Annotated in this window: 16 protein-coding genes and 1 pseudogene; 2 read left to right on the top strand and 15 right to left on the bottom strand. The window is 29.9% G+C overall.

Annotation, left to right across the window (positions count from 1 at the left end):
• Positions 1-78 precede the first annotated feature (78 nt).
• Positions 79-1,143 (top strand): tyrosine-type recombinase/integrase, encoded by a 1,065-nt coding sequence (locus LEBU_RS02000; RefSeq protein WP_012806493.1) that lies wholly within the window; start codon positions 79-81, stop codon positions 1,141-1,143.
• A gap of 329 nt (positions 1,144-1,472) precedes the next feature.
• Here LEBU_RS02000 and LEBU_RS11670 read toward each other — a convergent pair whose 3' ends face one another.
• The 11 genes and pseudogenes from LEBU_RS11670 to LEBU_RS01955 form a co-directional block, all read right to left on the bottom strand.
• On the bottom strand, positions 1,473-1,637 hold the full coding sequence (locus LEBU_RS11670) for a FeoB-associated Cys-rich membrane protein (RefSeq protein WP_012806492.1): 165 nt from the start codon (positions 1,635-1,637) through the stop codon (positions 1,473-1,475).
• A gap of 27 nt (positions 1,638-1,664) precedes the next feature.
• Positions 1,665-2,864 (bottom strand): ferrous iron transporter B, encoded by a 1,200-nt coding sequence (locus LEBU_RS12120; protein ID WP_238974501.1) that lies wholly within the window; start codon positions 2,862-2,864, stop codon positions 1,665-1,667.
• Positions 2,865-2,900: 36 nt separating this feature from the next.
• Entirely contained in the window at positions 2,901-3,398 is a 498-nt protein-coding gene (locus LEBU_RS12115) for a hypothetical protein (protein WP_238974528.1), read from the bottom strand.
• Positions 3,399-3,446: 48 nt separating this feature from the next.
• A pseudogene (locus LEBU_RS12110) lies at positions 3,447-3,856 on the bottom strand (FeoB small GTPase domain-containing protein); the annotation flags it as partial.
• Positions 3,853-4,071 carry a FeoA family protein gene (locus LEBU_RS01985; protein ID WP_012806491.1) on the bottom strand — a complete coding sequence of 73 codons (219 nt, stop codon included), beginning with the start codon at positions 4,069-4,071 and terminating at the stop codon, positions 3,853-3,855. The pseudogene LEBU_RS12110 and the gene LEBU_RS01985, both read right to left, overlap by 4 nt.
• A gap of 323 nt (positions 4,072-4,394) precedes the next feature.
• Complete coding sequence (locus tag LEBU_RS01980; RefSeq protein WP_012806490.1) at positions 4,395-5,405, bottom strand: YiiG family protein; 1,011 nt, start codon at positions 5,403-5,405, stop codon at positions 4,395-4,397.
• A gap of 659 nt (positions 5,406-6,064) precedes the next feature.
• Positions 6,065-6,304 (bottom strand): type B 50S ribosomal protein L31, encoded by a 240-nt coding sequence (locus LEBU_RS01975; RefSeq protein WP_006806019.1) that lies wholly within the window; start codon positions 6,302-6,304, stop codon positions 6,065-6,067.
• A gap of 209 nt (positions 6,305-6,513) precedes the next feature.
• Positions 6,514-7,080 carry a hypothetical protein gene (locus LEBU_RS01970; protein ID WP_012806489.1) on the bottom strand — a complete coding sequence of 189 codons (567 nt, stop codon included), beginning with the start codon at positions 7,078-7,080 and terminating at the stop codon, positions 6,514-6,516.
• A 211-nt stretch (positions 7,081-7,291) separates the two neighbouring features.
• Positions 7,292-7,990 carry a 23S rRNA (guanosine(2251)-2'-O)-methyltransferase RlmB gene (rlmB, locus tag LEBU_RS01965; protein WP_012806488.1) on the bottom strand — a complete coding sequence of 233 codons (699 nt, stop codon included), beginning with the start codon at positions 7,988-7,990 and terminating at the stop codon, positions 7,292-7,294.
• A gap of 24 nt (positions 7,991-8,014) precedes the next feature.
• The gene (locus LEBU_RS01960; RefSeq protein ID WP_012806487.1) at positions 8,015-10,153 is read right to left on the bottom strand and encodes a S8 family serine peptidase; all 2,139 of its coding nucleotides are present in this window, start codon (positions 10,151-10,153) and stop codon (positions 8,015-8,017) included.
• A gap of 215 nt (positions 10,154-10,368) precedes the next feature.
• Positions 10,369-11,958: a glycoside hydrolase family 57 protein gene (locus LEBU_RS01955; protein ID WP_012806486.1), complete on the bottom strand. Its 1,590-nt coding sequence runs from the start codon at positions 11,956-11,958 to the stop codon at positions 10,369-10,371.
• A gap of 339 nt (positions 11,959-12,297) precedes the next feature.
• Between LEBU_RS01955 and LEBU_RS01950 the strand changes: the two genes are divergently transcribed.
• The gene (locus LEBU_RS01950) at positions 12,298-12,942 is read left to right on the top strand and encodes a GyrI-like domain-containing protein (RefSeq protein ID WP_012806485.1); all 645 of its coding nucleotides are present in this window, start codon (positions 12,298-12,300) and stop codon (positions 12,940-12,942) included.
• A gap of 130 nt (positions 12,943-13,072) precedes the next feature.
• On the opposite strand, the gene LEBU_RS01945 is transcribed toward LEBU_RS01950, so the two are convergent.
• From LEBU_RS01945 to LEBU_RS01930, 4 genes are all read right to left on the bottom strand, one after another.
• Complete coding sequence (locus LEBU_RS01945; protein ID WP_012806484.1) at positions 13,073-13,972, bottom strand: diacylglycerol/lipid kinase family protein; 900 nt, start codon at positions 13,970-13,972, stop codon at positions 13,073-13,075.
• A 15-nt stretch (positions 13,973-13,987) separates the two neighbouring features.
• Positions 13,988-16,981 (bottom strand): single-stranded-DNA-specific exonuclease RecJ, encoded by a 2,994-nt coding sequence (gene recJ / locus LEBU_RS01940; RefSeq protein ID WP_012806483.1) that lies wholly within the window; start codon positions 16,979-16,981, stop codon positions 13,988-13,990.
• Positions 16,982-17,156: 175 nt separating this feature from the next.
• Positions 17,157-20,726, bottom strand: coding sequence for a pyruvate:ferredoxin (flavodoxin) oxidoreductase (gene nifJ, locus LEBU_RS01935; RefSeq protein WP_012806482.1), 3,570 nt, complete (start codon positions 20,724-20,726; stop codon positions 17,157-17,159).
• A gap of 913 nt (positions 20,727-21,639) precedes the next feature.
• The gene (locus tag LEBU_RS01930; RefSeq protein WP_238974500.1) at positions 21,640-22,482 is read right to left on the bottom strand and encodes a sulfate ABC transporter permease; all 843 of its coding nucleotides are present in this window, start codon (positions 22,480-22,482) and stop codon (positions 21,640-21,642) included.
• Positions 22,483-22,498 lie beyond the last annotated feature (16 nt).

Below are 22,498 nucleotides of genomic sequence, written 5' to 3'. Positions count from 1 at the left end.
ATTGCAATGAAAGAAAAATAATATTAAAATTATAAAGCAGATAATGCTTTTTAGTTGGATTTTCAGAATGGAGAAAATATGAAAAAGTATAAAAATGCAAATGGTACAGGGAGTATAACAAAAGTTAAAATAAATAGAACGAATCCTTTTAGAGTTAGAGTTACTAATCCTGTAACTAAAAAAAGACATTCTTTGGGATATTTCAGCACTAAAAAAGAAGCAACAGAAATATTAAATAAATATTTTAATAATCCTTACAATTTAGAAAATCATAGAATTAAATTTAAAGATTTGTTTGAGTTATTTAAAAACAGTAAAAAAGATATTGTTGCTAAAAATACTTTGAACAGTTACATCAATAGTTTTAAACGATGTAAAGAATTACATAATCTGGTTTTTAAAGATATTAGCACTCCAGTATTGCAAAATCTAATAAATGATTTAAATTGTAGTATTTCAACTAAAAGTATAACAAAAGGATTTTTAAAAATTTTTTGGGACTATGCGAGAGAAATAGACATATTGGAAAAAAATAGAGCAGAATTTATAAATTTACCAAAAGAAACTGAAACCAAAGAAAAAAAACCTTTTAATTATGATGAAATAGAAAAATTATGGGAAAACACGGATATAATATGGGTAAAATATATTTTAATTATGATTTATACAGGTATGAGAATCGAAGAAACTGTAGAATTGAAAAAGGAAAATGTAGATTTACAGCAGGAATTTATACACGGTGGAAATAAAACTAGAAAAGGGAAAAATAGAAGCATACCTATTCATAAAGATATAGTTGAAATTATAAAAGAGCTTTATGAGAACAGTCCAACAGATTATTTAATATACAATGATAAATGGATATTCAGTAAAAAAAAGAATGAGAATAAGCCTTTAAGAAAAAATTATTTTCGTGAGAAATTTTATAAAACATTGGAAACTTTAAAAATTAATAAACATAAACCTCACGATTGCAGAAAAACACTAGCGACACTTATGAGTAATCAAAAAATAAATAATATTGTGATAACAGATATAATGGGACACGAAAATATTGCGACAACAAAACAATATTATATTCAAACAGATAAACAAAAACTAAAGTTATCAATGAATAGTTTAAATTTTAGAAAAACTTCATAGAAAGCCTTAATTATAGGCTTTTTTCTTGACATTAGTTTTAGTCCAACGCTAGTCCAACGGATAAGGTAAATGAGTACCTTTTTTGGAAAAATTACAAAAAAATAGAAAATCATAAAAAATGAAAAAGGTAATAGAATACCTTTTTGGTACTGTATTACCTTGCTTTGTAAAAAATTGGCAAAAAAAATATGCTACCCTTGTGATAGCATATTTAAAAAGGAGTTTTGAAGAAAAAAGTTTTCACTTTTTCTATTGGTCAGATATAATTATACAGTATATTTCTTATAATATTTTTTTTTTATTCTTTTTTTTTCATTTGAATAATAATTTTATTTAATTTCTTTTTTATGAGACCCACAAGTTGAACCGCTTGAGCAGCTACAACAATCTGTTCCACAAAGATTTTTATTTTTTTTATAATCTTTGTAAACTTTTCTAAATACTGCAAATGCAATTAAAACCGCAATTATTCCAACAATAATTGTTTTTATCATATTTTTACTTCCTTTCAAAATTAGTGTTTACATAATTAATTTTGCGACATTAAAGAATAATACTGACACAACATAAGGCAGGATTAATAGCAGCGATACTTGGAATGTTAGTAATTTCCATCCAAATTCCTGTTTTAATGCTCCCATCGCCACAGCACATGGCACTACAAGAAGAACGTACAGCATAAATGAATAAGCTCTTATTGGACCGTATTTGTCGTTCCATAAGTTTCTTATTGCTGGAACAATGTTTCCTCCTGCATCTTCGTCAAGCTCTTCCTGATTTTTCATTTCCAATGTTGCAATTTTGAATGTTGCGACATGTCCCAAAGATTTTATAGAATCAATTACAGCATTTCCTAATCCAATTCCTTGATCTTTTAGATCGCCTAAGAAATTATATTCTTGTTTCTCATCTTCTTCTTGCGATAACAAAATTTGTCCTAAAAATCCTACAACCGTTTCTTTTGCGATGATACTTGGCACAATGGAAGCCACAGGTTCCCATCTGTCACCAAAACCAGTTGGCTTGAATACAGGCTGTACCATTTTTGCCGCTTGTCCTAAGTAAGAATTTTCAGCATCTCCTTTATTTGGAAAATATTGAAAAAACCAGATAATTAATAAAATTCCTAAAATTATTGTAGTTGCTTTTTTTACATAGGCAAAAGTTTTTGCTCTCATATTGTTCCATACAACTTTTGCACTTGGGAGTCTATATGGAGGTAGTTCTATTAACAGTTCTGTGTTATTTCCTTTGAAATAATTGAATCTTTTTAGTATAAATGCCACAAAAAGAGCCATAAATACTCCAAAAAGATAAATTGAAACTACAACTAAAGCTGCATGTTTACTAAAAAATGCTGCTGCAAGCAGTGAATAGACCGGAAGTCTTGCACCACAAGACATAAATGTGGCAATAACTCCTGTCAGCCTTCTTGTTTTCTCATCTTCTAGCGTTCTTGTTGAATAAATTGCAGGTACTGTACACCCAAATCCGATTAGCATTGGGATAAATGCTTTTCCAGAAAGTCCAACCTTTGTCATCATCTTGTTCAGAATAAATGCTACACGTGCCATATATCCGCTTTCTTCAAGAATCGCCATAAAAAAGTAGATAAAGAACATAAGTGGCACAAATGTCAAGACTGAACCTACTCCAGCAAGAATCCCTTCCAGCACAAAGCTGCTTAGCCAGTCAGGCACTCCTTCAATAGCGTGTCCCACATATTTTATTACAAAGTCGCTAAAAAAACCGTCAATCTAGTCGATAAACGGAGAACTTCCGTCAAATACAATAACAAATACTGCATAAATTATAGCAAGAAATGCAAGTCCACCAAAAAATTTATTTAAAAGTATTTTATCAATTTTATCTGTCAATGCGAATTTATCTCCAGTACCTCTTGTTAAATTTGCCGAAATGATTCCACGGACAGTTCCGTATCTTGCTCTTGCCAACGCATCTTCAGGATCAATTCCATAATGTTCTTCAAGCTCTTTTTTTTCAGCATTTCCAACATTTGATAAATCAATTTCAAATTCATTTTTTACTCTTGCCAAAATATTAGTGTCACTTTCCAAAATTTTGATTACAAGCCAGTCAAGTGGATATTTTTCTAACACTTTTTCATAAGACTTTTCATTTTTCAATTTATTTTTCAAAGTTTCAATGTTATTTTCAATTTCCTTGTCAAATAAAAGTCTGTGCTGTTTATTTTCTGATGAACTTTGTTTTGAAAGTTCCACAACCTTTTCCATAAGCTTGTCTACGCCATTACCAGATTTTCCGCTTGTAAAGACTACTGGAATACCAAGCTGCTTTTCAAATCTTTCCACATCCAATTTGTAGCCAATTCTCTTAAATTCATCCTCAAAGTTAAGCGCCATCACCATTGGAATACCAAGTTCCTTTACTAATGCCGTTAAATAAATATTTTTTTCAAGCGATGTCGAATCCATAACATGATTATCACATCAACTTTCTCATCTAACAGAAAATCCCTTGAAACACGTTCTTCAGGTGTATTTATTGATAAATTATAAATTCCCGGCAAATCGATAAGTTTTATATCTTCATTGCCTATCTTAAAAAAAACTTCCTTCTTCTCAATTGTTACACCTGGCCAGTTTCCTATTTTTAAACTTGCGTGTGAAATTTGGTTAATCAAGGCAGTTTTTCCTACATTAGGATTTCCGACAAATGCTACGTTTATCATTTTACCACCTCAATTTGAATGTGATTTGCTAAATTTGTACTGATTACGATTTTAGTTTCCACTGTCTTTATGAGAATATTTCCATTTGCGATGTTTTCAATCGTGCATGCATCTCCTCTGCAAACTCCAAGACTCAATAAACGCGTGTCCAATTTTCGCTCATCAATGTCTTTTAATAGAAATTTTTCTCCGACTTTACCTTCCACTAATGTCATTTCAGATTCTCTCCTCTCATTTTATATATTTTTAGATTTACAAAAATATTTGTACATAAATTCTTTTACTATTAACTTTTTTATAACTATTTCAAATATGTAACAAATATTATGTTAATCAAAAGTTTTAATTATCAAAGTAATTTTATACCTTTTTAAAAAATAATGAAAGTTTTTTTTCTTTTATAAAATATTTAGAAAGTTATAACTTAAAATATTATATTTATAAAAATAAAAAAGCAATCTTGAGATATTTTTCCATCTCAAAAATGCTTCTTCATAAGTATCTTTATTTACTCCTATTTTCTATTTCTATTAAATAATTATTTTTTTGTTTTCTTCATTAACAATTTATTGTGTTCTTTTATAACTTCATTAAAATTAGATAATATATTTTCTGGTGTTCCTTCCTCTGTCTGTGCGAAAAAACTGTCACTTGCAGACGAATGGGAAGCTTTTTCCTTTTTCTCTATTTTTTGAATAAACACATTTACAGATTGTTTAAATTTATTTGCTTTCTGAATAAAGTCATTGTGTTCTCCAACTGTATATCCTTCTTTTTTAAGTTGTTTTTCATTTTTTAAGGATTTTTCAAATTTTACGAGAGCTTTTATCATCTTTTCTTCTATTTTTTTAAATTTTTTAGGATTACCCTTAGTAGTAAAGTCACTTGCATCCAGTCCCTGTTTATGTATTTCTTTTATGATATTGTTACCTTCTTCAATAAACATAAACTGATTGTACGTAATAAATTCTCTTCGTTTATCGTAATCTTTTATCATTAGTTTCTTTATTTCATCAGATTTTTTTTCAAATAAATCCTTGTAAGCCTTTGTAACTTGGTTATACTTATCCAAAATAGCAAGCAACTCTGTGTGTAAAGTTTGAGCTTTTGCATATTTATCTTTCAAATATTCTTTATTTTTATAATAAGTTCTCATTTCATCAGCAATTGGCAACATTTTTTCTAATATAGGAATCATAGTTATAGCTTTTTTATCCAACTCGCTTTTTTTATCTTCGTTTTGTTCCAATTCCTTTAGTTTATCAATAAAATTTCTATCTATTGCAATATCAGCCTTTATATCTTCATCTTGAATAACTTTAAATTTTTTTTCCATTCCTGCATCTTCAAAATAATACAAAAGTCCTTTATCAATGTTTAGAATTCTATTATAAAATCGTATATGTTTATTATACTTCTCTTTATTTTTTTCTAATACGATTTGTTCCTTGGTAACTTTATTTCCCGCGTTTTTTTCATCCTTTCCTGTTTTTAATGATAAAAGTGCAATAATTAGCATTATTACCACAATTACTCCTATTTTTTTCATATATTTTTTATACTCCTCCTTTGTTTCATAACATAAAATTGCAATACTAATTGCGACATCTTACCCAATTTTTTATTTTATTCAAAATATATTTTAACCTGTTACATAATTATAATAATTTTTGTAAATAATGTCAAATAAAAAACACAAATACTAAGTAAAATATTTACGAACAATCAATAAAAATTATACTAAATTCCTTTCTACTGTTGTTTTTAAAATATTTTTGTTTGTGAAATTTCGTTCAATGCCTTTTTTATTGAATTCTTACTTTATCTTGAAGACAGAATATTTGTATTTTTTCCCGCTTTATTAGGCTGTGTCTGAAAACTCAAAATCTATGTTATTTTTAATGTTTTTTTGATTTTATAAATTATACAAATCACTATAAAATCAGTGTTTATTATTTTTGATTTTGGAAAAATTTGTTAAAAATTCATCATTTTGAGAGTTTTCAGACACGCCCTAATAATATCTAGTAAAATTTTTATTTCTTTATTACTTTGTCTGACAAAGCAGTATTTCCGCTAACTCCTTTTTCTTTTTTGGTTAAGTATAAATTATTTGTCTCTAAATATTTTACTTCATCAATTCATAAAAAAATAATAAAATAAAAAACAGAGAATAATAACTCATCCCTGTTTCCAATATCTTTAAAATTATAAGTTGTATTTTTTCTTAAATTTATCAACTCTTCCAGTTTCATCAACAAATTTAGATTTTCCAGTATAGAATGGGTGAGAAGTTGAACTTGTTGCAACTTTTATTACTGGATATTCTTGTCCTTCAAAAGTTGTTGTTTCTTTAGAAGTTTTAGTTGATTTTCCTAAGAATTTTTCTCCGTTACTTGTATCTTCAAATACTACAAATCCGTATGATGGATGTAAATCTTTTTTCATAATTGCCTATGCTCCTTTCTATTTATAACTATGATTATTTTCAATATTTCATATAATAATACCATATTTTTCTTTAATTTTCAAGTCTCGATATTGTAAAAATTTAGAGGAAATATTAAGATCCTACTTTTCTATATTTTGAAAACATTCAATCATGTCTTCAAGCGTTTATGTTACATTTTTTCAATTTTACAATTATCAGCTCTTTTTTATTCATCCCAAAATAATCCATCTATTTTATTTTTTATCTCCATTATTTTACTAATTTCTGCCAAAACTTCCTTATTTTCTGGCAATATATCTTCATAAGGCAAACTTATCATTATATCATCCATTACTTTTTTACTCCCAAATTTTTCAAAAAAGATATGAATATTTCCATCATCAAATAAATACTCCCCAAAAAATTTATCTTCTTCATATTTAAAATTCAAATTTTTATTGTTTCTTTTAAGATATTTCCTTATTTTAGGAAGAACTGTCTTTATTTCATCTCCCACTTTTATACTTTCCCGATTATTCAAGTACAATTTTTCCATACAAAAAGTCAAAGATTGATTCTCTGGTTTTTTAAGATTTTCAACAAAAAAATATAATGAATAGTATATTTTCAATCCTTTATATATCAAATCTATTGATATTGTTATTTTATCATCGCTCAATTTCATTTCTACTTCTTCAGGTACAGAAAAAATTTTCATTATTTCCTTCAAAGATATTTTTTCTATCCCATTGATTCCATAAGTATTATTTAAAATATATTTTTGCTTTTCCATTAAAATTCTCTCCTATCAAACATTTTTTGTTAATTATTTGTAAAAGTCTAAAACTTCTAATAAATACAATATTTTTTATTTTTCTTACTTTTTTCTATCCTCTTCCAAAGAATCTTGACCTCCTATTATTATAAATACTTTTTTTTCGGAATTTTATAACTTTTACTTTTATATTAACTAACTTTTTTCAATGAGAAAATTCCAAATCTTACTATTTCGACATCTCCGACAATATTATCCCCCCAGCCACAGATACATTCAGCGAGTTTATTTCCCCTTTCAAATGTATTTTTACAATTTTGTCACAATGTTCTTTCACTTTTTTACGCATTCCATTCCCTTCGCTTCCGAGTACAAGACACGCTTTTTCTGGGTAATTCTCTTGATAATAATAATTTTGCCCATCAGCTTCCGCACCATAAACTGTATATCCATATTTTTTTAATTTGTCAATCGTATCAGAAATATTTGTAACTTTTACAATATCCACATGTTCAATCGCTCCTGTCGATGATTTTACAACCGTTTCCGTAACTTTCACGCTATTTCTGTCCTGAATAATAATTCCGTCTACTCCAAAGCACTCCGCACTTCTTATAATCGCCCCAAAGTTTCTCGGATCCTGAACCTGATCCAGTACAACAACTATAGATTTTTCTTTTCTCAGAAGTTTTTCTAGAAATGCAGTAAAATCAACATAATAATCAAATTCCGAAACAAGTGCCACAACCCCTTGTGAATTCTCAGTTCGTCTATCAGTATAAAATATTTTTATATTTCTTTTACTTGCTAAATTCAATATTTCCTTTATTGTTTCCTTTTTGATTTTTTTATAAACTTCCAGCTTTTCAATATTCTTATCTGATTTTAATACTTCTATCACTGGGTTTATTCCTATTATTTTTTCCATTTTCTCTCTTTCCTTTACATATTTTTATTTATTTTTTATTATATTTTTAAAATTTGTTATCTCAAAATCTTTCTTTTTTATTGAAAGTGAAGTATCATTTGAAAATACTGGATTAGGGTAAGTTGTAAATTCTTCAGGTCTTGTAGGGTCTGAATAAGGGCTTGTGTCCATAAGGAACTTTCCATTTTTATATCCAGGAATAATTTCTTTCACTTTCTCTGGGGCATTTTCCATTTTTGTATATCTTTTAACCATTTCATTGTATACTTTTTGAGAATTTCTAGTCGAAAAATTTTTTATTTCTGATTTAAAGTCTGAAAAGAAATATTCTCTTGGAATATCCTGATACTTTTTTGGATTTACAATAATATCTTTTTCAACATATTTAGAATTCTTATTTGAATATTCTTCAACCTTAACTGAAGAATTTTTAAAATCTTTTTGAACTTTTTCATTAGCAATGACTTTTCCAATTGTAAGATCCCCTTTTCCATTAATTGACCAATTATCATTTTCAATAAAAAGAGTCTGAATATTAGGATTTCCATTTATCGTAAGATTTCCGCCAACAAGATTAATCTGATAATAATTTTCTCCAGAAATTTCAAGTGTCGCCCCTTCATACACATAAATTTCACTTTTAGGAACTGAACCTTTCATAATCATTTTTCCTTCAAGAATCTCAGTCCGTCCAGGATAATTAAGATTTCCTGTTGTTATAAGCGTCCCTTTTCCCGCCTTACGTAATCCTGGTTTATATTTTGAAGTGCTTTCATAATAATTATACTCACTTGGAATAATATTCTTAAAATTTACATTTCTAACAGTTGCAAATGCCACTAGAACATTTGAGGCATCTCCATCTTCATCAGTAGTATTTATTACTGTATTAAGAATAGTTTCTCCCGATGGAGTGTATTTAAGATTTCCCTGAATATCATTGGTCCATTTCCATTCATTCTGCACATCTGCCCAAAAATAAATATTGTCAGAACCATCAAAAATTTTATCGTACATTCCTGTAAAAAACTTCTGTTCTTCAATAAGTCCTGCATTAAGTGCTGCTGGTCCATTAAGAGCTTTATTTTTATCTACAATTCCCCAGCCTATATATGTATCAAGCATATCATAATCACGTTTTGCTGTAGTAAGAAGAATATTTTTAGCCTGAGAATATGAAAGCCCTTTAAATTTATCAAGTATTACAGAAATTACTCCTGATACTCTTGGAGCAGCATACGAAGCTCCTGAAGAAAAACGTTCTCCATCATTCACCTGACCATCAGCAATAATTGTTTCCGCACGTGCATAAAGAGCATAAGAAGGATATTTGCCCGCTCCCCTGTTATCATTAACTGTACATGGTTCTTTTGTATTCTTTTCATAGCCTCCGTCAATTCCTCTTATATTTCCAAAAGATTGTTTAGGATTTTTAATTAATCCACAAGAAAAATCTTTAACTCTTATTCTGTCAGAACGAAACATTTTCTGAACTTCTGTTCCAAACATTGGAAATGAAAAAGTTTCCTGTGAAGGAGTAACTGCCTCTACATCATCACCTTTAAGTCTCTTTTCCTTATTTACAGTATTGTCATTCGGAAGAGCTTCTACGTAGAGATTTGAATTGTCAGAAGTAATTCCGAGAAATCTGGGAGTTATATGATAAGAACCTGCAAGTTCATTTATGACATCTCCAAAGTAAATTGAATCTTTTGTCCAATTTGAACGAGACCCTGAGGGAGCCATCGTAGAAATAGTAACTAGTCCACTTTGAATTTGTTGAGGAGCTATTTTACTCGTAATAAATACATTATGTGAGTTTTTTACAGCATATCCTTTGCCTGCCCCAAATTCAAAAGCTCTTAACATGCCTAACATATGATAACCGTCTGCACTGAATTTATCCTTATAATTTGAATCTTTAACAAGAAGTATATTAAATGTATCTCTTGAAGTTCCCATAAGTTTTTTCCATATCTCATTTTCAGCTGTTCCTATAATAGAATCATAAAAATAGTTTCTAACTCTATAAGATTCTTGAGTACGCTTTGCATATTTTACTGTTCCTTCATATATAGGAGTATTTGAATTTGTGTATATAAGTTTTGCGGCATTAAGAATTGATGAGGTTATTAGTGCCAGAAGTATAATTTTTTTCTTCATTCTTAAATAAATCTCCATTTCTTTTTTATTTACTAACAGCTCTTGCTTTTTTGTATAATATCATTATATGCTATAATTTTCAAAAAATTAAAAAGAATCTCTTTAATGTCTTTTACACATCATATTTTAAGAGATTCTTTCACTTTCTATATTTTGTAATGGTTCAAAAAATTCATATTAACTCATATTTTTCAAATATTTGATTATATTCAATATTATAACCAGTCAGTTCTGTACATTCTATATTCAATTTCAGGGAAAATATTATCTCTGCTTTCTATTTCATTAAGCCATCCTTCGTCTATTCTTCCATTTTTGAAATCTTCATAAATCTTGAATAATCTGTGAACGTGGTCACTTATTTTCTTATGAGCATATCCAACCATTGTTCCCGTGAACATTATAAATTCCCAGCAAGATGTCTGTGCCATTAATAACTCTCTTGCTGCTTGATTTAACGCTCTATATTCTAATTCATTATATGGTTCTCTTCCGTTTGCCAATTCTATCATTTTTTGTGCAGCTTTGTGTAAATGTCTGTATGCATAGTCATTTGAACCGTCAATCCAAACGTCGTAATAACCATTTGCTCCCCAGCTTGACATGCTTACATCAACTATTTGGTTTGTAGGGTATTGTTCTAAGTATTTGTATGGTGTTATTGTAGAAAAATCAGATTCTGCCGTTGCTCTGAATACCCACTCTAGGAATATAGGTCCTTCATACCACCAGTGTCCATATAATTCTGCATCATATGGTGATACTACGATTGGTTTTCTATATTTCATTTTTGAAGCTAGATATTCAATTTGTTTTGAACGATTAAAGACGAAGTTGTAGGCATGTTCTTTTGCTCTTGCTGCTGCCGCTTCAGGATTGTAAACTGCTTTGTAAGTTCCTTTTTTGTCTGTAATCGCGTGATATTTTACTCCTATGTTTCTTCTTACTCCATCACTATGTAAATATGGCTTTACAAGTTCATAATCCAGCTCATATCCAGCATCTTTATGGAATTCTCTATAAAGTCCATCTCCAGGGTATCCTGATTCAGAACTCCAAACTTGTTCAGATGATTCCAAATCTCTGGCAAACGCTGCTACATAATTTTTTGTATAAACTGGAGAATAAATACCATAAACTGGTCTTGGATCACTATGCATAATTCCGTGTGCATCAACTAAGAAATATCTTATTCCATGTTTTTCTAGGAATTTATCTTGCCCTGGATAATAAGCACATTCAGCTAGCCAGATTCCTTTTGGTTCTCTTCCAAAATTTTTGATGTAATCTTTTTTTGCCATAAATACTTGAGCATTTACTGCTTCTGGATAATCTTTCATTACTGGTAAAAATCCGTGTGTTGCTGTAACTGGAATAATTTCCAGATTTCCCTGATCCTGAAATTTTCTGAATGCTCCTACTAAATCTCTTCCATATTTTTCTTCAAATACTCGTTTAGCTCTTGTATTAAACCACAAGTTATGTCTTGCAACATTTAGCATATCAGGATATGGACTAAGTCTTTCTACTTCATTTTCACAAAATTCAATTAATTTATTTATGTGACGAACGTATCTTTCACGTAGTAATCCATCATTCATCATATTTACAAGTGTCCCAGACATTGTAATTGTCATATTCCAAGGTATGTTGTCTCTTGTTAAGTTTTCAAACATTTCCAATAGAGGAATATAAGTTTCCGTAATTGCCTCATACAGCCAATCTTCTTCCAAAAATTCTTTATATTCCGGATGTCTTACATACGGCAGATGTGCGTGTAAAACAAGACTCAAATAACCATTCATAATTTTTCCTCCATACTTTCTATTTCTAAAATTTTTTTTATATACTATATTTATACCATATTTTTCCAAAAAATTCAAAACGTTTTTATAAAAAGTTTATTAAAATTCTAATATATTTTTTTTATTTCAAAACTAAATTTTTAATTCATATTTAAAATCTGCTGATTCTATAATCAAGATATATCTAAAAACTGTCAAAATGATAATCTTTAACAAATTTTTTTTAATTTATTTTTTTAATATGACATATAGTCGTCATATTATATTTGATATAATTAAATTAACTGAACATATAAAAAATGAAAATTCAGTATAAAATAATAAGTAGGAGATGATACTATGGCATTTGACTTTAAAAAGGAATTTAAAAAATTTTATAGACCTTCACAAAATCCTGAAATTATAGAAATTCCAAAAATAAATTTTATCGCAGTACGAGGAAAAGGAAATCCAAATGAAAAAGGGGGAGAATATCAAAAAGCAGTTGAAATGTTATACGGAGTTGCTTACACCCTTAAAATGAGCTATAAGACAGAATATCAAATCAAAGACTTTTTTGAATACGTTATTCCGCCATTGGAAGGTCTTTGGTGGCAAGAAAATGAAAAAAGTGAAAATTATTTATTAAATAAGGAATTATTTAACTGGATTTCATTAATTAGAGTGCCTGATTTTGTAAAAAGGAATGATGTTCAATGGGCAATAAATAGAGCAACTGAAAAAAAGAAAAAAGATTTTTCAAAAGTTGAATTTTTTAGTTATGCTGAAGGATTTTGTGTACAGTGCATGCACATTGGCTCTTATGATAATGAGCCTAAAACTATTCAAAAAATGAATGACTTTTTACAAAAAAATGGTTATAATCTTGATTTAGCTGGCAAAAGATACCATCATGAAATTTATTTAAGCGATCCAAGAAAGACAGATACAAATAAATTAAAGACAATAATAAGACAGCCTATTAAAAAACAAAAAAGTTTTTAAAAAATAGAAAAAATCTGACACTCTAGTCATAAAGGAAACCAATTTCTAATAAATTTCATATTATATTGTAATTGATTTCCTCTTTTTTATAATTAAATTTTTAAAATATTTTGACCTTATCATTCTATTTTTAATGAAAAACTTTTAATTTTTTCTCAATAAACTCAATCTCCACATCCATATTTTCCCCTTCTTCGCCATCAATGCTCAAATTAATATCTTCTTTGACTTTTTCTATTTTACATTTTTTCGCACGTAAAGTTCTTGTATAATCATTATCCGTCAAATTATTATTCATCAAATCCATCAAAATTTTGGGAACATCTAATAAATTGTCAATATTTTTTATAATTAAAATATCCATAAGCCCGTCATTCATGCTCGCATCGTCAATCACATTATCAAACCCTGCAACACCTTTCCCATTTAGAATAACAAAAAGAATTGCTTTTTCCTTAACTTTCTCATTTCCATCCAAAACAATATTCAAATCAAAAGCCTTTATATTCGTAAGTTCCCCAACTCCATTTATATAATAAGCCACTTTTCCAAATGTTTTTTTCAAAGTTTTATCAGTATTATAGGAAATTTGTGTAAAGAGTCCGCCAGCATATGAAGACAAAAATACAGTTTTGTTATTAATTAGCCCAAAATCAACATATTTAGCAGTTTTTTCTGTAATTTTTTCTATCCAGTTTTCAATGTTTTCTCCGATATTTAATGCTTTTGCAAAATCATTTGAAGTTCCTGTCGGAAATATTGCAACTTCAGGAAATTCAATGTTTTTAGAATAAAGTTCGCTCAAGCAACGGCTCAAAGTTCCGTCTCCACCAGATAAAATTAAAATGTCATATTTTTCATTTTGCAAAATTTCTGTAAACAAGTCATAGTCCCAACTTATGCTGTAAAGTGTCAAAGTAATCCCTTTTTGCAGCAATTTTCTCGTAATTAAGTCAAAATTGCTTAAAATTGTATTGGCATTTCCAGATTTTGGATTGTAAACTAGAATAGCCTTTTTTAATTTTTCCATATCTCCTCCTATTTTTTACAAAATCTCATTAATTGAATAATCTGAATAAATTTTTTCTCCATCTTCTAATAGCTTTTTCAATTTAATTTTTTCTTCAATCGGTAAATATTCCAAAAAAATATTTTTTGCCTTTTTTCTTTCCTTTTTCGTAGAATTTTCTAAAAATACTACATTTTTAGGCACTTCAATTTGAGTATTTATTTCTGCAATATTACTTTCAGCCAAATTTTCTGTTTTTATCATCAAATCTTCAGAATTTACTATTATGCAAAATCTTTTTTCAAATTCCAAATTTTGCTTTTTTTCACTTTCATTTGAATTTTGAATATTTTTTTCTTGTTTTTTCACGTTCTTTTCTGTATTTTCGCGATTTTTATATTCAATTTTTTCTACTTTTCTGTATTCTATCTGTTTTATTTCTTCATTAACTTCAATTTCAGCAATATTCTTATTTTCCGCATCATAAATTATTTCATTTTTAACTGAAAAATCATCTTTTACAATCTTTTCCATTTCTTCTAAATTTTCATAGTTATAAAATAATGTAAATGGATAGTCATTTTCTGAATATTTTTCATTTATGTCAAAATACGTTTTTATAAAATTGTTAAAAGTCGGCTCTTTTTCTGAATTTATTACAATCTGGCTTTTTTTACCTGTTATTTTTTTATAATAAATTCCAACCGTCAGTAAAAAGTTTTCAAAATTTGATATTTTATATTTATATTTTTCATTTTCACCAAAAATATTTTTTATAATCAAATTTTTATTTTGCTTAAAAAACTGTGCCAATAAATTTTTAGTTTGAGAATTATATTCCATTTTTCCAATAAGAAATTCTTTTATTTTCTTAAAAATTCCAGCTTGTAAATGGTCGTAACATTTGAAGTTATAATCTTTTTTTATTAAAATATTCACAATATTGTGGCTTGAAGTCTGTTTCACATTCTCAATTTTCACGGTAAAATTCCAGTTATAATATTGATTTAATAAAATTAACAAGTTAGAAATGCCATAATCAAGCCTTCCGATAAATTTTCTTCCTTGAAAAAGTGAAATCTGGTCAAATTCTATTTTCATTGTTATTTTTTTCTCACTTTCCAGCTCAATATTTGTGTAGAATACTGATTTTATTGGAAAAGATGTATTAAAAAGCGAATGATAATACAATAAAGTATCGTCTTTCAATTTGGAAACTTTTACATCTTCAATGTACACCTTCGTATAATACCTGTCCTGAAACATTTCCGTCTTCAATTTGTAAACAATATCGTAAAATAAATTCTCGTTCAGTTCCTTAAAATACTCGCCAGAATTAAACCAGACAGCATTTCTATTAAAAAATCCCTTTTGCTTTATGTCAAACATTATATGATTTTTATTTTCTCCAATGAACTTTATATTTTCAAAAAGTACGTTATTTGTCCTGAAAGTCGGCATTGGATTTCCAAAGCCAAACGGCTTTAAAAGTTCTATTATTTGGAAAAATTCGTACGAAATCTTTTGAATTGGGATTTGCTTATCAATTTCTATTATTTTTACAAAATCCTCTTCTTTCAGTTTTGTTTTTGCAAATTTATTTATTTTTTTCTTAAATAATTCCAAATTTTTTATTCCAATCGTAAATCCAGCCGCTCCAGAATGCCCCCCAAACTTTACAAAAAGCTCAGGCATTGACTGCAACGCCTCCAAAATATTAAAATTCCCAATACTTCGGCACGATCCAACTGCTATTCCTTCATCTTCCTTCACTTCAATAATAATAGCCGGCTTATAATATTTATCCACAATTTTGGAAGCCGCTATACCAATTACACCATGATGATATTCAGGCGAATAGTCTACAATCACATAATCTTCCTTCAAATCGCTTTCTTCAATATGTTTTTCCACTTTTTCCACAATTTCATTCTGCAATTCTTTCCGCTCAAAATTCTTATTAATCAATTCCTTTACGATTATCTCAATTTCTCTATCATTATCCGAAATTAGTAATTTTACCACCATTTTTGCATCTTTAAGCCTTCCAGCCGCATTAAAGACAGGTGCTATAATAAAGCCCACATCATACGAATTATACTCGGTTTTCTCATTAAAATCTGAATTTTGTATACTAAACAATTTATACAGCAAAAATCTAAGCCCCTTATTTTTAGAACGGCTAAGCTGCTCCAGCCCAAATTTTGTCAAAATCCTGTTTTCTTCCATCAGCGGCACAATATCCGCAACTGTACCAATTGCTACTAAATCTAGATATTTATATGCTTTTGCCTTTTTCCCAATTCTTTCATAAAGACAAAGAATTACCATAAAAATAGTCCCAACTCCCGCTAGAAATTCAAAGGAGAAGTCGTTTTCAGGACGTTTTGGATTCACAACGGTGATAGCATCCGGAACTTTATCCCCATGCAAATTGTGATGATCTGTAATAATTATCGGCAAGTTTATAGAATTTGCAAATTCTACTTCAGGAAATGCTGTAATTCCACAATCCACTGTAATTACCAAATCTGCCCCAGATTTTTTTATTTTTTTCAATGCTTCATTATTCAATCCATACCCTTCATCCCGAATTGGAATATAATAGTTCACATTTTCCGCCCCAAGCTCCTTTAACGCCATATACAAAATAGATGTCGAAGTAATTCCATCCACATCATAATCTCCATATATCCAAATATTTTTCTGTTCCTTTATCGCCTTTTCAATTTCCAAAACTGTCTTTTCCATATCCTGCAGTCCATAAGGATTCTGAATGTTTCCAAGTTTTGGATTCAAAAACTCCCTTATTTCCTTCTCTGTCGTTATCCCCCGCGAATAAAGTATTTTCAAAATATCATTATCAATTACCGAACTTAAATTCGTATTTTCAAAATTCTGTTTTTCAGTCTTACTTTTTTTCATTTTTTTTGTTTTTTCATCATCTTTCTGCTTATTATCTCTTTCAATGTATTCCCTCTCCTGTCGTGGATTAGGAATAGTTTTTGCAGCCCATTTCGTATTTCTCATATTTTATCTCCTCTTTTATATTTTCCCCTTTTATTTTTATACTTAATAATTTTACCACATTTTTTTATCAAAATAAATGCCAGCTATTCTAATTTTTTTCTAAAAAATAAGAAAAACCCCTAAAATAAAGGGGAATTTCTTTTTATAAAAAAATAAATTTTATTTTAATTTAATTTTATTCTTCTGTTGAATAATCCATTGCTGCCATTCGTTTGTAGTAATTCCAGTTGTCTTTGGCATTCTTTAGGTTTGCTTCCAGTAATTCTTTTGCTTTTTCAGGGAACTCTGCGGCTAGGGTTGCATATCTTCGTTCTCCTAGCAGGAAGTCTTCGTATTTATCCCAAGCTGGATTTCTTGTGTCCAGCTGTAATGGATTTTTCCCTTTTTCAGCGAGTCTTGGATCATATCTGAAAATTGGCCAGTATCCTACTTCTGTTGCCAATTTTTCTTCTGTCTGGAATTTACCCATACCAGCTTTTATTCCGTGTTCTATACAAGGTGAATAAGCGATTATTATTGATGGTCCTGGATAAGCCTCTGCTTCTCTTACTGCTTTTAGTGTCTGATTTTGATTTGCACCCATCGATACTTTGGCAACATAAATATTTCCATAGGTCATCAGTATTGCAGCCAAATCTTTTTTCTTGACTGGTTTTCCCGATGCTGCGAATTTTGCAACTGCTCCTGCTCTCGAAGATTTTGAAGACTGTCCTCCTGTATTTGAATAAACTTCGGTATCAAGTACAAGAACATTTACATCATCTCCGGAAGCCAGGACGTGATCAAGACCTCCAAATCCGATATCGTAAGCCCATCCATCTCCTCCAAACATCCACATTGATTTTTTTATTAAGTATTGTTTTAGCTCCAGTATTTCTTGAGTATTGCTTTTTACTTTTTCATTCGGATTTTCGTTATTTTCCTTTTCTAATAAGATTACCAGTTCATCTCGAATTTCAGTAGTTTTATCTCCATCATGAAAATTTTCAGCAAAAATGGTAAATAAATCAGCTAGTTCATTTGAAACATCTGCTTTTATTTCTTCCATTCTTTTTAAAATTCTAAGCCGAATTGTATTTACAGCCTGAAACATTCCATACCCATATTCAGCGTTATCTTCAAATAATGAAGAAGCCCATGCAGGTCCGCAGCCGCTTTCAGCAGTTGTATAAGGTGTTGACGGTGCAGACGCTCCATAAATTGAAGAACATCCTGTCGCATTTGCCACAATCATACGTTCTCCAAACAACTGTGTTACCAATTTAATATAAGGCGTTTCTCCACAACCTGCACACGCTCCAGAAAATTCAAACAGCGGTTTTGCGAATTGTGAACCTTTTACAGTATTTTTTCCTAAAATTTTGTCCTTGTATGAAACATTGTTAAATAAGTAATCTGTATATTCAACTTCATTTCTTTCAATTTGAGATTGAATTGGTTTCATAACAATGGCTTTTCCACGAGGAGCAGGACACACATCTACACAAGCACTACATCCTGTACAGTCCAGTGGTGATACTTGAATTTTATAGTTCAAGTCGTTCATTCCACGTCCTAGTGCCTTTATTGTCGGCATTCCTTCTGGAGCTTTTGCCATTTCTTCCTCGTCAATCAAGAAAGGACGAATTACAGCGTGTGGACATACATAAGCACATTGGTTACACTGAATACACATATCAGGCTGCCATTCTGGCACTTCATCCGCTATTCCTCTTTTCTCATAATGTGCTGTTCCATGCTGGAAGCTTCCATCCACCATTCCGTTTTCTATAATCGAAGAAACTGGCAATTCATTACCTTTCATAAGATTAATCGGATCTGCAATCTTTTTGATAAATTCAGGTTTTGCAGCTTCAATAATTTGCTCGTTAACTTCAAGGTCTGCCCATTCTGGCAATACTTCAACTTCTTCCAAGCCATCAATTCCTCTGTCAATAGCATCCCAGTTTTTCTGAACAATATCCTGTCCTTTTCTTCCGTAGCTTTTTTCAGCGTATTCTTTCATATATTCTTTTGCCTCATCGTGAGGAATTACTTCCGAAAGATAGAAAAATGCCGACTGCATAATCGTGTTTGTCCTATTTCCAAGTCCAATTTCCTTTGCGATTTCTGTTGCATTTATCAAGTAAAATTTAGCCTTTTTACGTGCAAGTTCTCTTTTTATTTCATTTGGAACATATTTTAACAGTTTTTCCTTATCCCAAATTGTATTTAATAAAAATATTCCACCTTCCCGCAGTCCTGAAATCATATCGTACTTTCCCAGATACGCAGGCACTGAACAAGCAACAAAATTAGGTTTTTTTACTAGATAAGTCGAACGTATCGGTTTTTTGCTAAATCTCAAATGCGAACGTGTTACCCCACCTGATTTTTTAGAATCGTATGCGAAATAACCTTGTGCATACAAGTCTGTCTTATCTCCAATAATTTTTATTGAATTTTTATTTGCTCCAACCGTTCCATCTGAACCTAGCCCAAAGAATAGACAACCTTTCACATCCTCATTTCCAGTAAACACCTCATCTTCCAGTGCCAGGGATGTAAATGTAACATCGTCAATAATTCCGATTGTAAAGTTGTTTTTAGGTTCCTTTTGTGCAAGATTTTTGAATACTGCCACAATTTGTTCTGGTGTTGTATCCTTTGACGACAGTCCATATCTTCCACCCACAATTTCAGGTGCATTTTCGCGTCCATAGTAAAGTGCCTTTACATCCATATATAATGGCTCTCCCAATGCTCCAGGCTCCTTTGTCCTGTCAAGTACAGCGATTTTTTTCACGCTTTTCGGCATTGCATCAAAAAAATACTTGCTAGAAAATGGACGATATAAATGAACATTCAATGCTCCCACATTTTCGCCATTTTTATTAAGATAATCCACAACCTCCTTGATTGTTTCATTTACAGAACCCATTGCAATAATAACTCTTTCAGCCGTCTCTGAGCCATAATAAACAAAAGGTGCATAATTCCGTCCAGTCTTTTCACTAATTTTTTTCATATAATCATTTACAATATCAGGTACAGCTTCATAAAATTTATTTTGGGCTTCTCTTGCCTGAAAATAAATATCATCATTTTGAGCTGTTCCTCTTGTTACAGGATTTTCTGGATTTAAGGCTCTTTCTCTAAATTCCTGCACAGCTTTTTTATCAAGCAAACTCTCCAAAAATTCATAATCCATAACTTCTATCTTATTTATCTCATGCGAAGTCCTAAATCCATCAAAAAAGTGCATAACAGGTACTCTCGACTTGATTGCCGTCAAATGTGCAATTCCAGCCAGATCCATAACTTCCTGAACCGAACTTGTCGAAAGCATAGCCCATCCTGTCATTCTAGCCGCATAAATATCCTGATGATCTCCAAATATTGATAACGCTTGTGTAGAAATTGCCCTTGCCGCAACATGCATTACCCCTGGCAGCAATTCCCCAGATATTTTATACATATTAGGTATTTTTAACAGCAATCCTTGAGAAGCAGTAAACGTCGTAGTCAAAGCCCCTGTCTGAAGCGATCCGTGTACAATCCCTGCAGCTCCAGCTTCTGATTGCATTTCCACAACCTTTACCGGCATTCCAAATAAATTTTCCTTTCCGTATGATGCCCATTGATCTACAAGCTCTGACATAGTTGACGACGGAGTAATCGGATAAATTCCGGCAACTTCCGTAAATGCGTACGCTATATGAGCTGCAGCTTGGTTACCATCCATTGTTTTCATATTTTTTGTCATTTTTCCCTCCAAAAATTAGAAATTTTATAACTTTTTTCTTAAATTATAAAATTTCAATTACATATATTATAATTATATATTTTCTAATCCAAATTTGCAATTACTTTTTAACTTTTCTTTCTATTATTTTTTATTTTTTGTAAATACACTATTTATAAGCTCAATAAATTTTATTCTTAGACATATAAATAATTATTTTTAATTTTTATAAAATTGTTATTAATAAAGATTTTTTCTGTAATTTTTATATTTTTTCTTTTTTTTATAAAGCAAAGGGGAACAGTCGCCATCCCCTTTGCAATCCCGGCTCGTCTAAGCATTTTTTTGAAATAAAAATGAAACTCGCTACGTAAAACTTCGCTCAAACAATCATTTTTATTCCAAAAAAATCACGACATTTTTAATTTAATTATAAACTAGGGCGTGTCTGAAAACTATCGAAATGATGAATTTTTAACAAATTTTTCCAAAATCAAAAATAATAAACACTGATTTTATCGTGATTTGTATAATTTATAAAATAAAAAAAACATTAAAAATAACATAGATTTCAAGTTTTCAGACACAGCCTATTATTTGCTTAAAATCATCAAGCAAAATTTCGTAAAAAAAATAATTAAAACATAATTTTCACTTTTTAAACAGATTCTAGTATAAATTAATCCGTCGGAGCATTTTTCTGTGCTGGCAAAACTGTTTGAGCATTGCGAGTTTTTTGTCAGTTCAGAAAAATGTCGTAGACTAGCCATAGGTTGTAGGATTTGCGGCAATGAGCAATCCTACGAAAATAAAAAAGGAAAAACATAGTAATATAATAAAATATTTATTAACTAAAATATACAGAAAATAATAAAAAACAATTTAGTTGAATGATTATGAATTAACTATCAAGCAACCCTATTATAAAAATAAATTACTTAATAAATTTATTTTTAGATTTATGTTCAATAATATTTTTTATAATCAGAATAAATATTGAAATTATTACCAAAAGTGAAGATACTGCAAATGCTGATACTATTGACTCTGATGAGCCTGATAGGTATAAAGCATCTATTTCTAGTGGCAAAGTGAATGTTTTTCCTCTCGCTTTTGATAATGCATTTACTGCTCCAAATTCTCCTAACGCTCTTGCTGTGCAAAGGATAATTCCGTAAAGAAGTCCCCATTTTATTTGTGGTAATGTTATTTTTCTGAAAATCGTGAATCCGTCTGCTCCCATTAATGCGGCCGCTTCTTCCTCATCTTTTCCCTGTGCATTCAGAATCGGAATTATTTCCCTTGAAATAAAAGGGAAAGTTACAAATACAGTAGCTAAAATTACTCCTGGAATTGCAAACACTATTTTTATGTCAAGTACAAAAAATTTATTTAGATGCTCAATATAAGGTGCTGCCCAGCCCATTCTTCCAAAAGTCATAATGAAGGCAAGACCTGCTATTACTGGAGAAATCGAGAAAGGGATGTCTATTAGCGTTGCCAAAATATGTTTTCCGCGAAATGAAAACTTTGTGAGAAGCCATGCTGCTGCTATTCCAAAAAAAGTATTTATAATTAATGCTGATATTGTTGCAATTACTGTAATTTTCAAAGCTGAAAGGACGTATTTATCTGTTAAGCTTCTTATGTAAAATGCCCAGCCTTTTTGAAGCGAATTTACAATAATTGCAATTAGTGGCAATACTAACATAATACCGACAAATAGGATACTTATTCCTATTAATACATACTTTATAATGTTATTTTTTTTATCCATCACTCTTTTCCCTTTC

It is taken from the genome of Leptotrichia buccalis C-1013-b (assembly GCF_000023905.1).
In the GTDB taxonomy this organism is placed as follows: Bacteria; Fusobacteriota; Fusobacteriia; order Fusobacteriales; family Leptotrichiaceae; genus Leptotrichia; species Leptotrichia buccalis.
This window is presented reverse-complemented; position numbering and strand designations above follow the sequence as displayed.